We start from the raw sequence: 19,253 nt of genomic DNA on the forward strand, positions 1-19,253 counted from the left end.
TTTAAAGCGTTATTTTTGGATGATGAAGAGATCATTAAGTTTATTTAGTGTGTCATCACAGGTCTGTTTAAGGTAGTCGAGATTAATATAATAACCATCGGCTAAATTAAATTGATAAACCACAGAATAGTTAACGATACCGATTTCATTACCGCCCACTTTTTTGGGGTTCTCGGTCACCACCAGCTTATTATTTCGCGCCTTACAGATATAAAATTCATGATCTGTTGATAAATCAAGCCTTTTTTCCAGTGTCAGATTCACCGTATTAATGAGATTTTTAACTAATATTTCCACATCTTCATAAAATTCACGAATACTTTCATACACAATCGGTTCACCTTGTGATTGTGCAATGCCATTAATGTGTTTCATAATATGGATTTTTTTTAATTTTTCGGTGATATCAAGTTTGATTTTGAGTACATCAGGGATATTAATGACGATATCGTTAATATGGCCTAAGCACCATATTTGCACATCTCTTTTAAAATTATTGAGTGTTTTATCAAACTCAAGATTAGTATGCTGCGTTTTATCACGCTTTTTGAATGGTGTTAAATCTAACAATGCATAGGTGAACATGGTATTGATTTTTGCAAAATCGTCACTTGTTTTCACAAAAATAACATTAAATTTATCATTTTCGAAGCCAATTAATGCTACATCATAGTCATCTAAAGCACGATTTTGGGTTAATTCCAATCTTAATTTATTAATGATATTAGTAAATTCTTCTGCTTCACGCATTGCCCAGCGGAATCCGTCGTCACGACTTCGAAATCCATCAGAGGTGACCTTAATAATATGACTGCAATTCGCTGAATTTTGGCCCACTTCACTAAAGCCGTAATCAGCACTCATATAATTTTGGTGCTCATTATGGGTTAACGTTAAAGTGACTTTGCCCGTTATTGAAGTATTAAGCTCAAAGGTTTTGTTTGTTATCATAATAACTCTATTAATATTATATGGTTATATATATTTTACCTAAATGGTAAAACGTTCACGATTTTTATCGCTTTAATATTGGCTGTTTTGATGTCAGTCTTACAGACATAATTTGCCAATATCCTTTCTCAAATAACATGACTAAAGGTTCATGACCTTTGTGCTTAAGGCATCTTCACCACATCATTGATAGGTATGTTTACAATACCGTATTTACAGAAATTGCGCTTATGACAAATCGTTATATGAATATGAGAATTTATTGTTATGCTCATTTTACAGTGCATTTTATACTGTAAGTAAAAAATTAACGATAACTACAATTGCTATTTATGTGTTTTAATTCGATTTTATATATCATTTAATACGTTATAATCAATGGGGAAAATAAGTATTGTGGCTAGCTCCACACAACATAATTTAAACGTAAATAACAAGGTTAAATAAACGATAAGTCTAACTTGAATGATGGTGAGCCACCATGTTGGTTAGGATTAAAATAAGCAGAACGTTATGATTGAATTTAAAAATGTAAATAAAATTTTTTACAAAAATGATCAGGAATTTAAAGTCCTCGATAATATTAATCTGTCGATTAATGATGGTGATATTTTTGGTATTATTGGTTACAGTGGAGCAGGTAAAAGTACCTTAATCAGACTCATTAACTCACTTGAAAAACCCACCTCGGGTGAAGTGTTAATTGATGGCCATAATCTTGCAAATTACAGCGCAAAAGAAATTAGACAAGTTAAACAAAAAATTGGCATGATTTTCCAAGGATTCAATTTGTTAGAAACCAAAACCGTCGCCGAGAATATTGGTCTACCATTATTGTTGACTGGGGTTAAACAAAAAAAACGCGATAAGATGATTGATGAGCTACTGGAGTTTGTTGAGTTATCTGATAAGAAGCATGCTTATCCTAACGAATTATCTGGTGGTCAAAAACAACGGGTCAGTATTGCTCGCGCACTGATTAATAAGCCTACAATTTTATTGTGTGATGAAGCAACATCAGCGTTAGATCCACAGACTACTCGCTCAATACTTGACTTACTAAAACGTATCAATAAAGAACAGAATGTTACCATTGTGCTTGTCACCCATGAGATGAGTGTGGTGAAACATATTTGTAATAACATGTTGGTGATGGAATTAGGTAAAATTATTGAACACGGCCCAGTGCTTGATATTTTTCAAAATCCGTCATCACCCGTGACACGTAAATTTATTAATTCTGTCATCTATGACAAATTGCCAACTAAGATCTTAAAAAATATGGCGCAAAATGGCATCACCAATATTTTTCGATTTGAATTTTTGGGATCATCTTGTAAACAGTCGGTACTCAGTGATGCGATCTTAAGGGCACAAGGCAAAGTCTCTATTAATATTTTATTTTCAAACATGATCGATGTTAAAGAACATGTTATTGGTTATATGTTTGTCAGTATTGAAGGCAATCAGGATGATGTTGACGACACCATTAACTATTTAAAAGAGCAACATGTGCGTATCGCAAAATTAGATGAGGATGGTAATTATGTTTGATTTTAGTACGACTATGACATTAGATCTATTTTTAACATCGATCTATCAAACGCTGTTTATGGTTGCTGTGTCATTATTTTTTGGTGCAATCATTGGTACTGTAATTGCGATTATATTAGTTGTTTGTAAACCTGATGGCATCAGCCCTCATGCGGTGGTTTACAATGTGTTAAATACCATAATCAATATTATTCGTTCCATTCCCTCATTGATTTTATTGGTCACGGTATTACCGCTATCAAAATTTATTGTTGGCACCTCGTTTGGTACCACTGCGGCAATTGTGCCATTAATCTTTTTTGTTAGTCCTTATGTGGCAAGGTTAGTTGAAAATTCATTGTTAGAAGTGAATGATGGGATTATTGAAGCAGCCGATGCGATGGGAGCAACAACATGGCAGGTAATCCGATATTTTTTGCTGCCTGAAGCAAAATCATCCTTAGTACTCAGTTTTACAACTGCAACGATAGGTTTAGTTGGGGCAACAGCCGTGGCTGGTGCAATAGGCGCCGGAGGTATTGGTGATCTTGCTTTAAATTATGGGTATCAGCGGTTTGATAATGTTGCAATGGTATCAACCATTGTTATTTTGATTATCTTTGTTCAAATTATTCAATCGCTCGGTAATAAAATTTCCAAATCAATGCGTAATCGTTATCGACGAAATTAGGGATAACGGTTTTGGTTGTGTATTGTTAGTTAATAAAAATATTGTGAATTAATCACATAACATTTGAGGAGTCAATATGAGAAAATACCTTTACTTGCCTGTTTTATTGTTGCTGAGTTTTATATTGATGGCGTGTGATAACTCATCCGATAAGTCTTCTGCGTCCAATACGGCTGATAAAAAAGAGATCGTGGTTGGTTTACCACCAAGTATGCATAATATTATGATGGAGCGCTTAGTTAAACCGGAATTAGAAAAGATGGGGTATAGCGTAAAATTGATGAATTTCAGTTCATTACGTGATTCGGATACCGCTATTGTTGAAGGTGCGATTGATTTAAATGCTGCTCAACATCAAGCTTATTTAGATGTGTATAATAAAGAAACCGGTAATGATTTAGTGTCATTAGTGCATATCCCATCGATCTCTGCGGCCGTTTTCTCAAAAAATCATAAATCGATTAATGACGTGGCTAATGGACAAACTGTGGCGATCCCTAATGATCCCTCTAATACATCAAGAGCTTTGATTTTATTAGAAAAATTAAACTGGATTACCTTTAAACCCGATACAAATTTAGGTACCGCAAGTTTACTGGATATTGCTGAAAATAAATATAACTTACAATTTAAGGTTGTATTATCTGAATTGATTCCAAGAATGCTTGATGAAGTCGATTTTGCGGTTATGCCTGGAGGCGTTGCTTGGATGAGTAAAGTCCCTGCTGAATATGCGTTATACCAAGAACAATTATCACCAGAACTTGAACTGATGGTCGTGGTGAGAAAAGCAGATGTGAATACGCAATGGGCTCAGGATGTTAAAACGTTATATCAATCACAGCAACTGCGCACATTCCTTGAAACGGATCCTGATGCAAAAGGCCGTTTTATTTGGCCACAACAATAAGGATTGATGGTTAGTTCATCATAATACTGACAATGTGTTTTTTTGCTTAAGATGCATTGTCAGCTAACATGGCAAGACGGTTTTTTTATATTATCGGTTTTAGTCTGCTATGCCGCTACCTTATCAAAAATTTACTTGTCACTAGTGCCACTCATCCTAAAAATAGATTAAAATTACGTATCAATTTTCACATGTTAAAAAAGTAAAGGAATGAAAGTACCATACGTAAAATATGGGAGACTTTTATCATATGGACACATCATGTTATTCACACTACTTAAAGGGTTTACTGTCAGCATTTCACTGATTTGTGCAATTGGTGCACAAAACGCATTTGTACTTAAACAAGGTTTATTGAAAAACAATATTTTTTGGGTCTGTACAGTGTGTTTTCTGTGTGATTTTTTACTTATGTGCTTGGGTGTATTTGGCGTTGGTGAAATCATTAGTGCGAATAATGTATTACTCATCACCTTAACGTTAGCGGGAGCAATTTTTTTATTTACGTATGGATTTTTGTCGTTCCGTTCCGCTTTCAAAGGGTTATCGCAACTCAGTGTGCAAAATGGTCGTACAAATAAAATTAGTGTGTTAAGTAGTATAACGGCAACGCTTGGCATAACATTACTTAATCCCCATGTATACCTCGATACGGTTGTCATTATTGGCGGTGTGTCGGTAACGTTAGCATCATCAATGGAAAAATTGGCTTTTGTTACGGGGACATTATTGGCATCATTGATTTGGTTTTATTCACTGGGGTATGGCGCACAAAAACTGTCGGTTTACTTTACTCGTCCAAAGGTTTGGCAAGTTATTGAGTTTTGTATCGGGGTTTTAATGTGGGCCATCGCACTGAGTTTATTGTTCTTTTTATACACACAGTTTATAAGTTGATAGTATTTATCATCAATAAAAAAGCCACTGATAAGCGTGGCTTTTATTTTATCAAGCATTTAAGCAGGTAATTCATTGGGCCGCATATCAAATACCAAGACTTCTGCATGCTTGCCCGAACTAAAATGCAGTTGTTGTTCATGACGGACTTTAACACCATCACCTGCAGTTAATTCGATACCATTTAACGTGATACCTCCTGTCGCAACATGCACATAAACATAACGGTTATCACCAACATTTAATGATGCGGTTTCATCACCATTAAATTGACCTGCATAAACGCGGATATCTTGATAAACTGAAAGCGATTGTTCATCGCCATTCGGCGAGATAATCAAGCGAAGTTTGCCGCGTTTATCTTGCTCCGTAAAATGGACTTGTTGATAGCGTGGCGTAACACTTTTACGATCCGGTATAATCCAAATTTGCAGTAAATGGGTTGTTTTATTCGCAAGCGGATTCATTTCGCTATGTAATATCCCACTTCCCGCACTCATCATTTGTACATCACCAGGGTTAATCACTTCACCGTTACCCATTGAATCCCGATGTTCTAATGCACCGTCTAAAACATAGGTAAAGATTTCCATATCTTTATGAGGGTGCGTACCGAAGCCTTTATGCCCAGCAATATAGTCATCATTGATCACCAATAAATCAGAAAACCCCATCTGTTTTGGGTCGTAGTAGTTAGAAAATGAAAATGTATGCCATGATTTTAGCCAACCATGATCGGCATGTCCACGGTCGTTTGCTTTACGTAATTCAAACATGGTTATCTCCTTAGTCATTAGGTTATGTCTCGCACCGTTTGATGCAATGCTCAATGATCGAGACGCATAATAATTGTTTATGTTGCAAATTTTAAAATTTAAAAAATACGTTATTTATTTAATATATGGTATATTTTATCTGACAATTTTGAATTTAAAAGCGAGTGTATTGCAACGATATTATCGAAAAAATCGAATATTATTTTATACATATCTTAACGCGTGCCAGTCAGATTGGCTTGATAAAATCAGGAGAGGTTATGTTACGCTTATCATTAGATGCTATTCATACAATTGATACGATAGCCCGTGCGGGTTCATTCTCAGCGGCTGCCGAGGTACTGCATAAAGTCCCCTCTACCATCTCTTATACGGTGGCGAAATTAGAAGAACAAATGGGGATTACGTTTTTTGAACGTAACGGGCCACACGTTAAATTAACGGCACTTGGGCAGGAGTTACTTGAAGAAGGGCGTTGTCTACTCAGCGCAGCCCAAGATCTGGAGTCACGTTTATATAAGATGGCACTGGGGGTTGAGGTCGAGTTAAATATTACTCTGGATGCCTTATTTCCATTATCAGCATTAACCGACCATATTCAGCAATTTATGCATTCAGCTCAATATACCCGTTTGCACTTTCAGCAAGAAGTGATGACAGGCACTTGGGAAGCGTTAATGCAACAGCGAGCTGATTTGATTATTGCAGGAGGCGTTGGTCCCGCAGGCGGCGGTTACCAAACCTATCCGGTGGGGAAAGTGTGTTTTGCATTTTGTGTTTCACCAAACCATCCTTTAGCAGCCCAAACGCAGCCTTTAAGTAAATACCAGTTACTTGAACATACCGCGATTGTCATCGGGGATAGTGCAAGGCATTTGCCTTTACGCACGGCGGGCTTATATGATGGGCAAAAGCAAATTACCGTTAGTAATTTAAACGATAAAATGGCTTTGCAAATAGCGGGCTTAGGGCATGGTTTTTTACCTCGGGTATGTATCGAACAGGCAATACAACAAGGCCTGCTGATTGAAATGCAAGTGATTGAGCCTAAAGCGGATGAAACATTCTATTTAGCTTGGCGTAGCGGCGATCATGGTCAGGCTTTAACGTGGTGGAAAAATGCATTATCTCAACAATGGTTGCCGGAGGTCATTAAGCCGATGCGTTAAAAGACGTGGTGCATTAACCGTCTATTTCGGGTTTTTAATTGACGGCCAAAAGAATAATTTAGTTTTATGAGTAGCTTAGAATTTGTGTTGAGATATCGCTTGATATTTGTAATGTTATAACATAACATTTGCAAAAAAATAACATAATACAGTAGAGACTCATGAAACAATTCACACTCAAAAATATCAAGAAACAGACACTCTATTCATTGCTTTTTACTTTTTCTGGTTTTAGCTTTTCATCCTTCGCTAATACCCAAGATACTATGGTGATCACCGCGACCTCGACGGCGTTATCTGTGCAGGATGCGCCCGCCAATGTCGCCATTGTCACCCGGCAAGATATTGCACAACGTAATGCTGTTGATTTGCAAGATGCGCTGCGTGGCGTACCGGGTATTCAGATGGCAGGAATTGGTATGAATCGCCAAGCGATAAGTATTCATGGCATGCCAACGTCTTATACACTGATTTTAATTGATGGCAAGCGTATTAATAATACGGATGCCATCGCACACGCGAATTTTGATTTAAATTCAGTGCCAATCGATTCGGTGGAACGCATTGAGGTGATAAAAGGGCCGATGTCGGCGCTTTATGGTTCAGAAGCGTTAGGTGGCGTCATTAATATCATTACACGTAAACATCAGCAAACATGGCAAGGTGATCTGAGTTTACAAGGCGGTTTAACCGACGGCTTATCAACCACACGTAATAATAAAATTGGTGGCTATTTAAGTGGGCCGATTGTTGATGATACGCTTTACCTAACGGTTAGTGGCGATCGTTATTATCGTGCTAATATTTTAAGCAAAGATAACCCGCAATTATCCGATTTCCAAGGCATTAAAAGTGATAATGCCAATATTAGCTTAAGCTATAAACCGACCGAGCAACAAACGATTGATATCCAATATTCTGATAATACTGATAAAATTAATCGAAATACCTCACGGGCTTCTCGTCCGCCTTTACCTGTGCAATATTATCAAGTAAATGAAAAAATACGCCGTAAAGGGTATAGCTTATCTCACCAAGGTAATTGGGATTGGGGGCAAACGACCGTCAATCTTTATCGTAATACGTTGGCGCATGATTTGCGTTATAGCCATAATGTCCCTGTTGGTAATCCACATCAGCATATTACCGATACCATTTTTGATACACATATTTCTGCCCCCCTTTTTGAGCGTCATTTAGTGACGCTGGGTAATGAATGGCGTAAAGAAGAACTCGAAAGTCAGGGCTTTACAACGGGTAAAAATAGCGTGATTAAAAATGCCTTTTTTATTCAAGACCAGATTGATTTAACGGATGATTATCGTTGGTCGTTATTAGTCGGGAATCGCTTTGATTATCAAAATAGCTTTGGTTGGAATAACAGCCCAAGGGTTTATTTAGTTCACCACGTTAATGATAACTGGACAATCAAAGGGGGGGGCGGGCGAGGGTTTAAATCACCAACATTAAAACAGAGTTCCGCTGATTATACTGCAACAGGGGGCGCGGGACGTTTTACTATACAAGGTAATCCAGACTTACTACCAGAGCAAAGTACCACTTATGAATTAAATACAAATGTTGTTATTGATGATTTACATTTTAATGTTGGTATCTTCCGTAATAATATCCGTAATCTGATTCAGACCCGATGTGTGCGTCAGTGCGGTGTTGGTGGCGCTGAATTACGCACCTACCAAAATGTGGATAAGGCAAAAATTCGTGGTATAGAAGCCGGTTTTGATGTTGATTTACCGTATCAATTTAATTGGGGTATCACCTATACCTATATCGATGCTAAAAACCAATTAACGCATCAACCGCTAGCGGGTCGTTCTAATCATATGGCAAATATGAAATTACAATGGCGTTATGATGATATGTTAACGCTGGTATTACGAGGTGAATACATTGGTAGCCAAATTGTCGATGGGACAACGGTTCGGTACCATGTCCCAGCTTATACGTTATGGCATGCTGGATTCAATGTCGATGTGACTAAAAATATCACTGCACAATTTAATCTGCATAATCTCACCAACCAGCGTTTAGCGGATAAAAGTGAGCACTATAACTATGAAGAGTTAGGGCGAACAATCACAGCTGGGCTAACGATTAAGTTCTAATAGGTGAGTCAATGATATTATTAAAACACTATAAATTTATTGTTTATTTGGTGGGGTGCTGTTTGTTTTATAGTTTCTATGCACCCGCAAGCGAGCCCAAGGCACAGCCTGTTGTGTATATCTTACATAGTCCCTTTTCGTTGGAGTCTAAGTTTGTAAAATTATCACAATGGTCACAAGATCACCATGTTACTGTTAAAGCATGGCCGGTGACGGATAACGCAGGTTTACCCGCGGATCTTGATCAAGCATCATTGATTATTGTCGATGCAATTCGAAGCATTGATTTAGTACAGCTACATCAACACTTAGATCCTTATCTAAAGCAGACCCAAATACCGTGGATTAGCTTAAATAAACAATCAGCGAATATAAAACAAACCATTGCGGCTACGATGCTAGGCTATTATAAAAATGGTGGTGAACAAAATTATCATCATCTATTTGACTATGTTTATCGCTATTTCAATCGTGGTGATAGTCAGGTTATCTACCCGATTAAATTATTACCCGTAAGCGGTTTTTATCATCCGGATGCTCCGGATGTTTTTGACAACATCGATCAATTAATGGCATGGAAGCAACAGACGGCTTCAGCTGATTTTATTAATGTATTATTTACTATCCATTCAAACTTAATCTCCGATAGTGAATTAAAAACCATTGAGTATATTGCACAACAAGCGAAATTAAAGGGCATATTTCCACTGTTTTATTGGTATGATCATCAAGTTCAGCAAGCCTTTGTCCCCCTTTTTAATGCTTATCCCATTGATGCGATTGTTAATACTCAACATATGCAGAATTTAGAGCAACGCAAACTTGAATTTGCACAAATTAATGTGCCTGTTTTACAAGCGCTCAATTACCGTTTTGGTGATATTTTTACGTGGCAACATAGTGTCAGTGGAATTTCACCGCAAATGACGGCTGTATTAATGACAATACCCGAAACGGCGGGTTTAAGTGATCCTTTAGTTATTTCGGCGATAGAAAACGGTGAAATCGTGCCGATTGCTGAACAAATTGATGGCTTATTGGATAAGTTGGTCAGATTAAGTAAGCTTAAAAATATGCCCAATATTGATAAGCGTTTGGCATTGCTCTTTTGGAATCATCCTGATGGTCAAAATAATATTTCAGCCTCCTATTTAAATGTGCCTAAAAGTATTGTTGAAATGATGCAAGCCTTTCAACGCGCAGGATATTCCATCTCGCCCGCAGATGAACAAACTCTCATTGTACAGGCGCAAAAGTTACTGCTCGGTTATTACGATAATACAACGTTAGATGAGCTGTTAGCGCAAGATTTAGCAGATAAAGTACCATTATCAGTTTATCAACATTATTTAGACTCGCTACCATCACAACACAAAGCGTTGATGATTAAAACATGGGGTGAACCGCAGAAACATTGGGCTTATCGCTCCGCCGATGAAGGCTACTTTATTATTCCACGGGCCATGTTTGGTCATTTAATGATCATGCCGCAGCCACCCAGAGCGGGCTCGCCTGAGGCTCATTATCATGACACAACGCTACCGCCAGATCATATTTATTTATTGGGTTATCTGTACCTGAGAATGCAATTCAATGCTGATGCGATTATCCATTTAGGAACACATGGCACGCAAGAGTGGTTACCTGGCAAAGATCGTGGTTTGTCCATCAATGATTTTGCGCTATTGCCGATTGCTGATTTACCTGTGTTTTACCCTTATATACAAGATAATATCAGTGAAGCATTGCAAGTTAAGCGCCGCGGACGAGGCATTACGATTAGTCACCAAACACCCGTTTTTGCCCCAGCTGGATTGTATGAAGAACTTAAAGATATCAACCAAGTTTTGAATGAGTATCAACAAATTGATGAGGGCATGGTGAAAGAGCAATTAAAGCGCAAAATTAATCAACTCGTGTTTGCCCCTTCACTCAATATAGGTCAAGACCTAGGCTGGCAAGAACACGATACATTAGCGCATTATGACGCATTTTTAGCTGACTTACATGAATACCTTGAACAGATCGCGGCAAAAGCAATTCCACTTGGTTTACATACCTTTGGCCAAGCCAATGAGGCTGATTTACGTTTAATAACAGTATTAATGCAATTAGGCGAAGAGTATTACTCATTATTTGCAACCCATCGCAATGATCTCTTTGCTTTGGATATTGAACGTTTAAAACAGCAACCGGCTTATTTATCACTGAAATATTATTTACATCAAGGCGGCCAGATCGATCAAGTAAGCGATCCATTGTTACAAGCCCAGTTGATGAAAGCGCAGCAATATGAAGGTAACTTAGCCAATATAGATGAGATGTCAGCATTACTTAATGGTTTAAGTGGTGGCTTTGTCCCGGCTTGCCGTGGTGGCGATCCATTACGTAATCCAGATTTAATCAATGGCTGTAATCTTTATGCGTTTGAAGCCGATAAAGTACCAACTCAAAGTGCTTATGAAACAGGTAAGCAAGCCTTTGAGCAGTTACTTGAAAACTATCAGCAAAATCATGATGGTATGTTGCCAAATAAACTGGCATTTAGCTTATGGTCATCTGAAGCGATTCGTCATTTTGGTGTTACAGAAAGTCAGATCCTACATGCTCTGGGATTACGTCCTGTGTGGGAACGTAATGGCCGAGTGAGTAAATTAGAGATTATCCCGGCAAATGAACTTGATCATCCGCGTATCGATGTTGTCATTCAGGTGACCGGTGTCTATCGTGATCAATTTGACGTCTTTATGCGCTTATTAGCAAAAGCCATCGATGAATTAGCGCACTATGACGAAGCCGATAATCCGATTCGTCAGCATAGTCAACAGCTTGCAAGGCAATTGATTGATCAAGGCGTACCGAGCCAGCATGCTGATGATTATGCGCAGCTGCGTATTTTTGGTGGTCAAATGGGCAGCTATGGTACCGCCGTCACTGATCTGACATTAGATTCGCAGCATTGGGACAATGATCATGTGATTGCCGAGCAATATCTCTCGAGTTTGCAATATGGCTATGGCGCAGCGGATGATAACTGGCAAGTAACACTCAATAACGTCAATTTGTATAGTGAACAGCTCAAAGGTGTTGATGTTGCGGTATTGGCTCGTTCAACCCATTTAAATGGCGTTTTGTCGACGGATCATCCATTTGAATTCTTAGGTGGATTGTCCCTCGCGGTAGAGTATTTAAATGGGCAGGCGCCGGATCTGTATATTTCAGATTTAAGGCAAAAGCAGCCAAAAACCGTTAAGTTAGATAAATTCTTAGCCACCGAATTACGTGCCCAGTACTTCAATCCACAGTGGATTAGTGAGATGAAAAAAGAGGGATATGCCGGTACATTAAGTATTTTAAATATGGCAAATAATTTGTGGGGCTGGCAGGTCATGAATCAAAGTGCAGTACGCGATGACCAGTGGCAAACGCTACACGAAGTGTTTATCAAAGATAAATATAATTTAGAATTAAATCAATGGTATGAAAAACACAATCCTTCGGCACAATTGCAATTGGTTGAAAGAATGGTTGAAGCCATTCGTAAAGATTATTGGCAGGCTGATGAGCAGACAAAACGCGAATTAGTTGAACGCTGGCAACAGCTGACGGCACAGGTGTCTTTAGTTGATAAGCATCAAGTCACGCGTCAATATATTGAACAGTTAGCGGCTGGATTTGGTTTACAACAAGCCAGTCAGTCATCTCCACCGATACTGCGAGGTCAAGTCTTAGCACAGGTTAGTGAACAATCCTCAACCCAAAGTCAAGAGATGACTTATCCGTTAATCGGCCTACTGTTGATTTTAAGCTGTTTTTTAAGCGGTATGATTTACCAAATAACACGAAATGTAAGGACTTAGTATTTATGAATATGCTCGAAACCGTGCTGTATGAAATCAGCCATCTATTTTTAATTCCCGTTCTAATCTTGATTTTATTATCACTGGCTTATGCTTTTTTTGCTTTAGGCAGCTTTTGTATTGAAGGTGGCTTACGTCGCTACGGTCGTTATCAATCGCCGTTACTTCAAAGTCGCGTTGCGCTTGATGATTTAGAACTGCAAGTAATGAAACGCTTAGAATTATTACGTGTGGTATCGCGTAGCACACCAATGTTAGGACTGATTGCGACAATGATCCCCATGGGGCCTGCGTTATTAGCATTAACACAAAGTGATGCAAAAACGATTGGTGAGAATTTGGTGGTTGCCTTTTCAGCGGTCATTTTATCGTTATTAAGTGCCAGTATTACCTTTTTTATCTTAACGATTAAGCGTCGATGGTTACTGGAAGATTTACGTACAATCGAAAAACAGCAAGGAGTTTCATAATGCGGTTTTTAGAAGATGATGAAATGGATGATCCATTATTGTCGGTCGTCAATCTTATCGATTTATTTTTAGTGGTTATTGGGATTTTATTGATTGTCATTGTACAAAATCCACTTAATCCATTTAATCAACAGGATATGACGATTATTGAAAACCCAGGTAAAGACAATATGAAGATTATTATTAAGCAGGGGGAAGAATTAACCAAATATGAAACGTCGCAACAAATTGGTGAAGGGGTCGGTAGCAAAGTCGGCGCAACCTATCGCCTTGATGATGGGCGAATGATTTATATTCCGGAATAAATCCTATCAATAAGGGGATAGGCTTAAAAAAATATCCCCTCGCGTTTGTTTTATTTATCTTTGTTAATAATTTCAATATTATTATTGTGTTAGTTATTTTTATCGCTTTTATATCGATAACTTGTTCCGCTAATAAAATCGCGCGACTATTGGCTTTAGCTAAAACGTTGTCATAAAAATGTAAAAAACTTTCCTTATAGTATGCCTGAATCATACACACAGGAGTTTTTATGAAAAAGCTGATTTTAGGCTCAATGCTAGCAGGCGTGATGGTATACAGTTTCACCGTACAGGCAAATGATGATTTAGCCACAATTGAAAAACTGGCTCGTCAAGAAGGCGTGGTCAATAGTGTTGGTATGCCTGATACATGGGCGAATTGGAAAGATACCTGGCAACAAATTACAGCAAAATATCAATTAGAACATGTTGATACCGACATGAGCTCAGCCCAAGAAATCGCTAAATTCAGCAATGAAAAATATAACGCCAGTGCAGATATTGGTGATGTGGGAATTTCATTTGGACCGATCGCGGTTAAAAAAGGCGTAACACAGCCGTATAAACCCACAACGTGGCAGCAGATTCCACAATGGGCAAAAGATAAAGAGGGTCATTGGGCAGTTGCCTATACCGGCACCATTGCCTTTATTGTGAATAAGCGTTTAGTTAAAGATATTCCGACCTCATGGCGTGATTTACTCAATGGTCAATATGTCGTTACTGTCGGCGATATGTTAACCGGAGCCCAATCCGTTAATGCATTACTCGCTGCGTCTTACTCCTTTGGTGGCGATGAAAAAAATCTGATGCCAGGTATTGAATTTTTCCAAAAGCTTGCAAAACAAAACCGCTTAAATTTGAGCAATCCAACGATTGCCAGTCTTGAAAAGGAAGAAGTCGAAGTTGCCATTATGTGGGATTTTAATGGGCTAAATTACCGCGATATTATTGATCGTGATCGCTTTGAGGTATTAATTCCTTCTGATGGCTCTGTCATGTCAGGTTATACCACGATTATCAACCGTTTTGCTAAGCATCCTAATGCGGCAAAATTGGCCCGTGAATATATTTTTTCAGACCAAGGTCAAATCAACTTAGCACTTGGTTATGCAAGACCAATTCGCTCAGAATTCATCACATTCCCAGCAGAAGCGCAAAATAAGCTGTTACCCGCTGAACAATACAAAAACGTCTATATCATCAAAGATTTTGATGTGTGGGAAAAGACCACGCGCACTATTCCACAGTTATGGCAAGAACATGTTGTCAGTGAGATGCAGTAGTCGAGTGTAATACATCAATACATTTTTCATGATTGAGTCACTGCCTTATGCAGTGGCTTAAGTTGCAAGGACGTCAAATGAATAAAGTCATTTTAGTTGTTTTAGATGGGCTAAACTACGCGGTAGCCGAGCATGCAATGGGCTATTTATTGGCTGAGTGTACGGCTAAAAAAGGCCATCTACGCGTGATTAATTGTGAGCTTCCTTCCCTATCAAGGCCGCTTTATGAGTGTATTCTAACGGGTGTTAGGCCTGTGGATAGTGGTATTGTGAATAATCAAGTCAGTCGATTATCGACGCAGAAAAGTATTTTTCACTATGTTAAACAAGCCGGCCTAGTCAGCGGTGCTGCAGCTTACCATTGGGTGAGTGAACTGTATAATCGTACTCCCTTTGATCCGATTCAAGATCGTCATGTTGCCGATAACGCATTAACGATCCCCTATGCGCATTTTTATTTTGAAGATCATTATCCTGACTCACACCTATTTCTAGATGCAGAACATCTCCGACGTCAGTATCATCCTGATTTTTTGTTTATTCACAGTATGAATATTGATGACACCGGTCACCACTATGGGAGTGATAGTCCTCAATATCGAAACATGGCACGTAAAGCAGACAGTATATTGTCAAATTTTTTACCGCAGTGGCTCGAAGAAGGCTATCAAGTTATCATCACCGCAGATCATGGCATGAACTGTGACCGTTCACATGGTGGTAATTTAACGGATGAGCAGCAAGTACCGCTGTTTATTTTTGGTCATCAACACGAGCGTTTAACCGAGCAAACGATCTTACAAACAGACCTTTGTGCGTTAACGTGTCAATTACTCAATATTCCCCACAATACAAAATGATACCCAAGGGTATGATAAGTGAGTGATTATGTCTAAACATCTTATCCGAGTATCACCCATTTTATTGGTGATTCCTTTTCTGATTGTGTTTTTTTTATTTCAATTGTTACCGTTTTATTGGGTATTTAAACACAGTTTTTTTGATGATTTTGAGCAGACTTGGGGGTTAACCAATTACTACAATATCTTTCAATCGAAGTTAGATATTAAATCAATCCTCTCGTCACTTTCATTATCTTTTTGGTCGACGTTGTTAGGGTTAACTATTGCACTGTGGGGGAGTTATTCTTTGACACAGATTAAGCAGGGTCGATTGCAGCATATTTTGCTTTCTTTCACTAATATGAGCAGTAATTTTAGTGGCGTACCATTAGCTTTTGCTTTTTTAATTTTACTTGGAGCTAATGGCTGTATTACCCTAATTTTAAGGCAGCTTGATATCGGGGTGATGAATATCAAAAGTACATCAGGGCTAATTCTTATTTATACTTACTTTCAGATCCCATTAGGCATTTTACTGCTTTATCCTGCTTTTCAGTCCGTAAAACGAGAGTGGAAAGAGTCAGCTGATTTGTTGGGGGCGTCGGTATATGCTTATTGGCGTTATATTGGATTGCCGATTTTGATACGGCCGATTATTGGTACCTGCATTATTTTATTTGCCAATGCAATTGGTGCATACGCAACATTGTATGCATTGTCAGGCAGTAATTACTTAGTGATTCCGATTCGAATCTCAGCGTTGATTACGGGCGATGTATTTTACGATCCTTACACCGCAAGTGCATTAGCGATGTTGTTAATGGTCATTTTAGTGACTATTACGATCATTAATCAGTTTCTGATCTCACCTAAAAAAATTGGGGAGAAATCATGAACCCATCGCGTTTTAGTCAAATTTACCATTATATGACATTGTTGATTGTTTTTTTGATCATGGCTATTCCCATCGTGACTACGCTAATTTATGCCTTATCAAGCAGCTGGGGGGCCTCCATTTTACCCGACAGTTTATCCTTTAAGTGGTTTGTCCAACTATGGCAAGATGCGCGGTTTTTAGCTGCGTTAGGGCGCTCACTTTTAATAAGCTGCGCGGCAATTGTGTTAACATTTGTGTTGTTGTTACCGCTCATCTTTTTCGTCACTTACTATGCCCCCAAAAGCCAAAAAATCATGAATTTCGTGATTCTAATTCCGTTTGCTATGCCGCCAATTGTCTCTTCGATTGGCTTAATGCAGATCTATTCTGAGCCGCCATTTCTATTAACCGGAACGCCGTGGATTTTGTTAGGTTGCTACTTTACGATTGCTTTACCGTTTGTCTATCGAAGTATTATCAATAGTGTTCAAACGCTGGCAATCCATGATCTGATTGATTGTGCAACACTATTTGGGGCAAATAAATTCTACGCGTTTTTGCGTATTATTTTGCCTAATTTACGACATGGTGTATTGAGTGGTTTATTGTTAGCCTTTTCATTTTTAATTGGTGAGTTTGTGTTTGCCAATATTTTGGTGGGTAATCGCTTTGAAACATTACAAGTGTACTTATTCAATATGAATGGGAAAAGCGGGCATTTTGCTAGTGCAATCTTGTCGTCTTATTTCTTTCTTGTCATGTTATTGAGTTTTATTGTGATGCGGGTCAACCGCAAAAAAGGGTAGTGTATGAGTTATCTTCAAATAAAGCAGGTTCATAAAATATTTGGGCGTCAAACCATTTTAAATCACATCAGTTTTACTGCTGAACAAGGTGAGTTTGTGACATTGCTTGGCCCAAGTGGGTGTGGTAAGTCATCATTGTTGCGCTGTATCTCGGGTTTAACATCACTTGATGGTGGGCAAATAATGCTTGATGGAAAAGAGATTACCCACATGGCACCTAAACATCGCCAAATTAGCATGGTGTTTCAACATTATGCATTATTTCCCAATATGACGGTGTTTGAAAATATTGCATTTGGTTTAAAAATGCAAAAGTTACCCAAAGAACAGATTCTGTTTGCTGTAGAAAAAATGGTCGATTTGGTTGATCTCAAACCCCACTTACATAAATTACCTACGGCGTTATCTGGTGGTCAATGTCAACGTGTTGCATTGGCACGCTCCCTAATTGTTAAACCTAAATTGCTGTTATTAGATGAACCGTTATCGGCCTTGGATGCAAAAATTCGTAAACATTTACGGCAACAACTTCGTCAAATTCAAAAAGAGCTGAATATGACAATGCTATTTGTGACTCATGATCAAGAAGAAGCATTGACTATGTCAGATAAAATTGTCTTGCTTAACCAAGGTAATATCGAACAAATGGGGGATGCTGAATCCCTTTATTTATCACCTTCCTCCCGTTTTGTGGCTGAATTTATTGGTCATTATAATTTACTTAGTGCACACGATTTTCAGCATTTAACGCAGCAAACTAGTGAACAATCCGTTGCAATTCGTCCTGAGTCGATTAAGATCGGTGAACAAGGGATTGATGCAGAAGTCGTTGATTATGCGATGCTTGGTAATATTATTCGTTATCAAGTTATGGTGCGGGGAATTGTGCTATCGGTAGATCATTTGCATCGCAGTGAACACGATCTATTTAAAGTCAAAACCCCCATAAAAATCAGTTTCACACCTAATCAATTTCATTTTATTCGTCACTAGGAAACATCATGATTGCCGTATTTGATTTAGATAAAACACTTATCAATGAAGACTCAACAACATTATGGAGTCAGTGGCTATGCCAAAATCAATTGGTTGCAGATATACCGGCTTATTTGCAGCGTGAACAAGCACTTATGCAGCAGTATGAAGCCCGTCAATTGGATATTGCTGACTATATCAAATTAACGCTACAACCAGTTATTCACCTACCGTTTGAACAAATGGATATATTAGTTTCACGGTTTATTGATGAACAGATCAAACCTCGTATTTATTTGCAAAGTTTAGCACTACTTCGACAGCACCAGCAGCAGGGAGATGCGGTATTAATCATCTCGGCGTCTGCACAGCTATTAGTGGGCGCAATTGGTCGGCGCTGTTTTCATGTTGAACATGCCTATGGCATTGATGTTAAAAAGACTGCTCAAAATTACACGACAGAACTGACGGGTATTGTGCCATATCAAGCTGGCAAAGTGGATAAGTTACGTGAATATACCCATCAACAATACGGTCATTTTGCTGACACTTATTTTTACAGTGATTCCATCAATGATGAACCGTTATTACAATTAGTCCAGTTTCCACAAGTGATAAACCCAGATTGCAAGCTACATCAATTAGCACAAGCTAAGCAGTGGCCCATTCATTATTTTGAAAAAACCGTCAGTGAGTTTAGCGATCAGGTTATGACTGATTAGTGCTGTGCTAAGGAGAGGTATTGCTTGAGCCACCGAATGTCCATTGATGAGTGATGA

Annotated in this window: 17 protein-coding genes; 15 read left to right on the forward strand and 2 right to left on the reverse strand. The window is 38.4% G+C overall.

Annotation, left to right across the window (positions count from 1 at the left end; translation table 11 throughout):
* Positions 1-9: 9 nt before the first annotated feature.
* Complete coding sequence (locus tag ABEA36_RS11350; RefSeq protein ID WP_345492240.1) at positions 10-951, reverse strand: hypothetical protein; 942 nt, start codon at positions 949-951, stop codon at positions 10-12.
* Positions 952-1,464: 513 nt separating this feature from the next.
* Between ABEA36_RS11350 and ABEA36_RS11355 the strand changes: the two genes are divergently transcribed.
* From ABEA36_RS11355 to ABEA36_RS11370, 4 genes are all read left to right on the forward strand, one after another.
* Positions 1,465-2,505 (forward strand): methionine ABC transporter ATP-binding protein, encoded by a 1,041-nt coding sequence (locus tag ABEA36_RS11355; protein ID WP_345492242.1) that lies wholly within the window; start codon positions 1,465-1,467, stop codon positions 2,503-2,505.
* Positions 2,498-3,175 carry a methionine ABC transporter permease gene (locus ABEA36_RS11360; protein WP_345492244.1) on the forward strand — a complete coding sequence of 226 codons (678 nt, stop codon included), beginning with the start codon at positions 2,498-2,500 and terminating at the stop codon, positions 3,173-3,175. Before ABEA36_RS11355 ends, ABEA36_RS11360 begins: the two co-directional genes overlap by 8 nt.
* A gap of 76 nt (positions 3,176-3,251) precedes the next feature.
* Entirely contained in the window at positions 3,252-4,085 is an 834-nt protein-coding gene (locus ABEA36_RS11365) for a MetQ/NlpA family ABC transporter substrate-binding protein (RefSeq protein WP_345492246.1), read from the forward strand.
* Between the two features lie 261 nt (positions 4,086-4,346).
* Positions 4,347-4,982 carry a LysE/ArgO family amino acid transporter gene (locus ABEA36_RS11370; RefSeq protein WP_345492248.1) on the forward strand — a complete coding sequence of 212 codons (636 nt, stop codon included), beginning with the start codon at positions 4,347-4,349 and terminating at the stop codon, positions 4,980-4,982.
* 59 nt (positions 4,983-5,041) lie between these two features.
* Here the strand turns inward: ABEA36_RS11370 and ABEA36_RS11375 are convergent, their stop codons facing one another.
* Positions 5,042-5,758: a pirin family protein gene (locus tag ABEA36_RS11375; protein WP_345492250.1), complete on the reverse strand. Its 717-nt coding sequence runs from the start codon at positions 5,756-5,758 to the stop codon at positions 5,042-5,044.
* Between the two features lie 260 nt (positions 5,759-6,018).
* On the opposite strand from ABEA36_RS11375, the gene ABEA36_RS11380 reads away from it, so the two are divergent.
* The 11 genes from ABEA36_RS11380 (at position 6,019) to ABEA36_RS11430 (ending at position 19,196) form a co-directional block, all read left to right on the forward strand.
* A complete protein-coding gene (locus ABEA36_RS11380; RefSeq protein ID WP_345492253.1) occupies positions 6,019-6,927 on the forward strand; it encodes a LysR family transcriptional regulator in 909 nt (302 codons plus the stop codon).
* Between the two features lie 161 nt (positions 6,928-7,088).
* Entirely contained in the window at positions 7,089-9,053 is a 1,965-nt protein-coding gene (locus tag ABEA36_RS11385) for a TonB-dependent receptor plug domain-containing protein (RefSeq protein WP_345492255.1), read from the forward strand.
* Positions 9,054-9,064: 11 nt separating this feature from the next.
* Positions 9,065-12,913: a cobaltochelatase subunit CobN gene (gene cobN / locus ABEA36_RS11390; RefSeq protein WP_345492257.1), complete on the forward strand. Its 3,849-nt coding sequence runs from the start codon at positions 9,065-9,067 to the stop codon at positions 12,911-12,913.
* Positions 12,914-12,918: 5 nt separating this feature from the next.
* Positions 12,919-13,383: a MotA/TolQ/ExbB proton channel family protein gene (locus ABEA36_RS11395; protein WP_345492259.1), complete on the forward strand. Its 465-nt coding sequence runs from the start codon at positions 12,919-12,921 to the stop codon at positions 13,381-13,383.
* Entirely contained in the window at positions 13,383-13,688 is a 306-nt protein-coding gene (locus tag ABEA36_RS11400) for a DUF2149 domain-containing protein (RefSeq protein WP_345492261.1), read from the forward strand. The genes ABEA36_RS11395 and ABEA36_RS11400 overlap by 1 nt, the downstream gene beginning before the upstream one ends.
* Positions 13,689-13,918: 230 nt before the next feature.
* On the forward strand, positions 13,919-14,974 hold the full coding sequence (locus ABEA36_RS11405; RefSeq protein WP_345492263.1) for an ABC transporter substrate-binding protein: 1,056 nt from the start codon (positions 13,919-13,921) through the stop codon (positions 14,972-14,974).
* Positions 14,975-15,051: 77 nt separating this feature from the next.
* Positions 15,052-15,834 carry an alkaline phosphatase family protein gene (locus ABEA36_RS11410; protein ID WP_345492265.1) on the forward strand — a complete coding sequence of 261 codons (783 nt, stop codon included), beginning with the start codon at positions 15,052-15,054 and terminating at the stop codon, positions 15,832-15,834.
* Positions 15,835-15,862: 28 nt separating this feature from the next.
* A complete protein-coding gene (locus ABEA36_RS11415) occupies positions 15,863-16,711 on the forward strand; it encodes an ABC transporter permease (RefSeq protein ID WP_345492267.1) in 849 nt (282 codons plus the stop codon).
* Positions 16,708-17,499, forward strand: coding sequence for an ABC transporter permease (locus ABEA36_RS11420; RefSeq protein WP_345492269.1), 792 nt, complete (start codon positions 16,708-16,710; stop codon positions 17,497-17,499). The genes ABEA36_RS11415 and ABEA36_RS11420 overlap by 4 nt, the downstream gene beginning before the upstream one ends.
* Positions 17,500-17,502: 3 nt before the next feature.
* Complete coding sequence (locus ABEA36_RS11425; RefSeq protein WP_345492271.1) at positions 17,503-18,492, forward strand: ABC transporter ATP-binding protein; 990 nt, start codon at positions 17,503-17,505, stop codon at positions 18,490-18,492.
* 8 nt (positions 18,493-18,500) lie between these two features.
* Positions 18,501-19,196, forward strand: a complete 696-nt coding sequence (locus tag ABEA36_RS11430) for an HAD family hydrolase (RefSeq protein ID WP_345492273.1) — start codon at positions 18,501-18,503, stop codon at positions 19,194-19,196.
* Positions 19,197-19,253: the final 57 nt, after the last annotated feature.

The organism is Orbus sasakiae (genome assembly GCF_039542345.1).
Lineage (GTDB): Bacteria > Pseudomonadota > Gammaproteobacteria > Enterobacterales > Orbaceae > Orbus > Orbus sasakiae.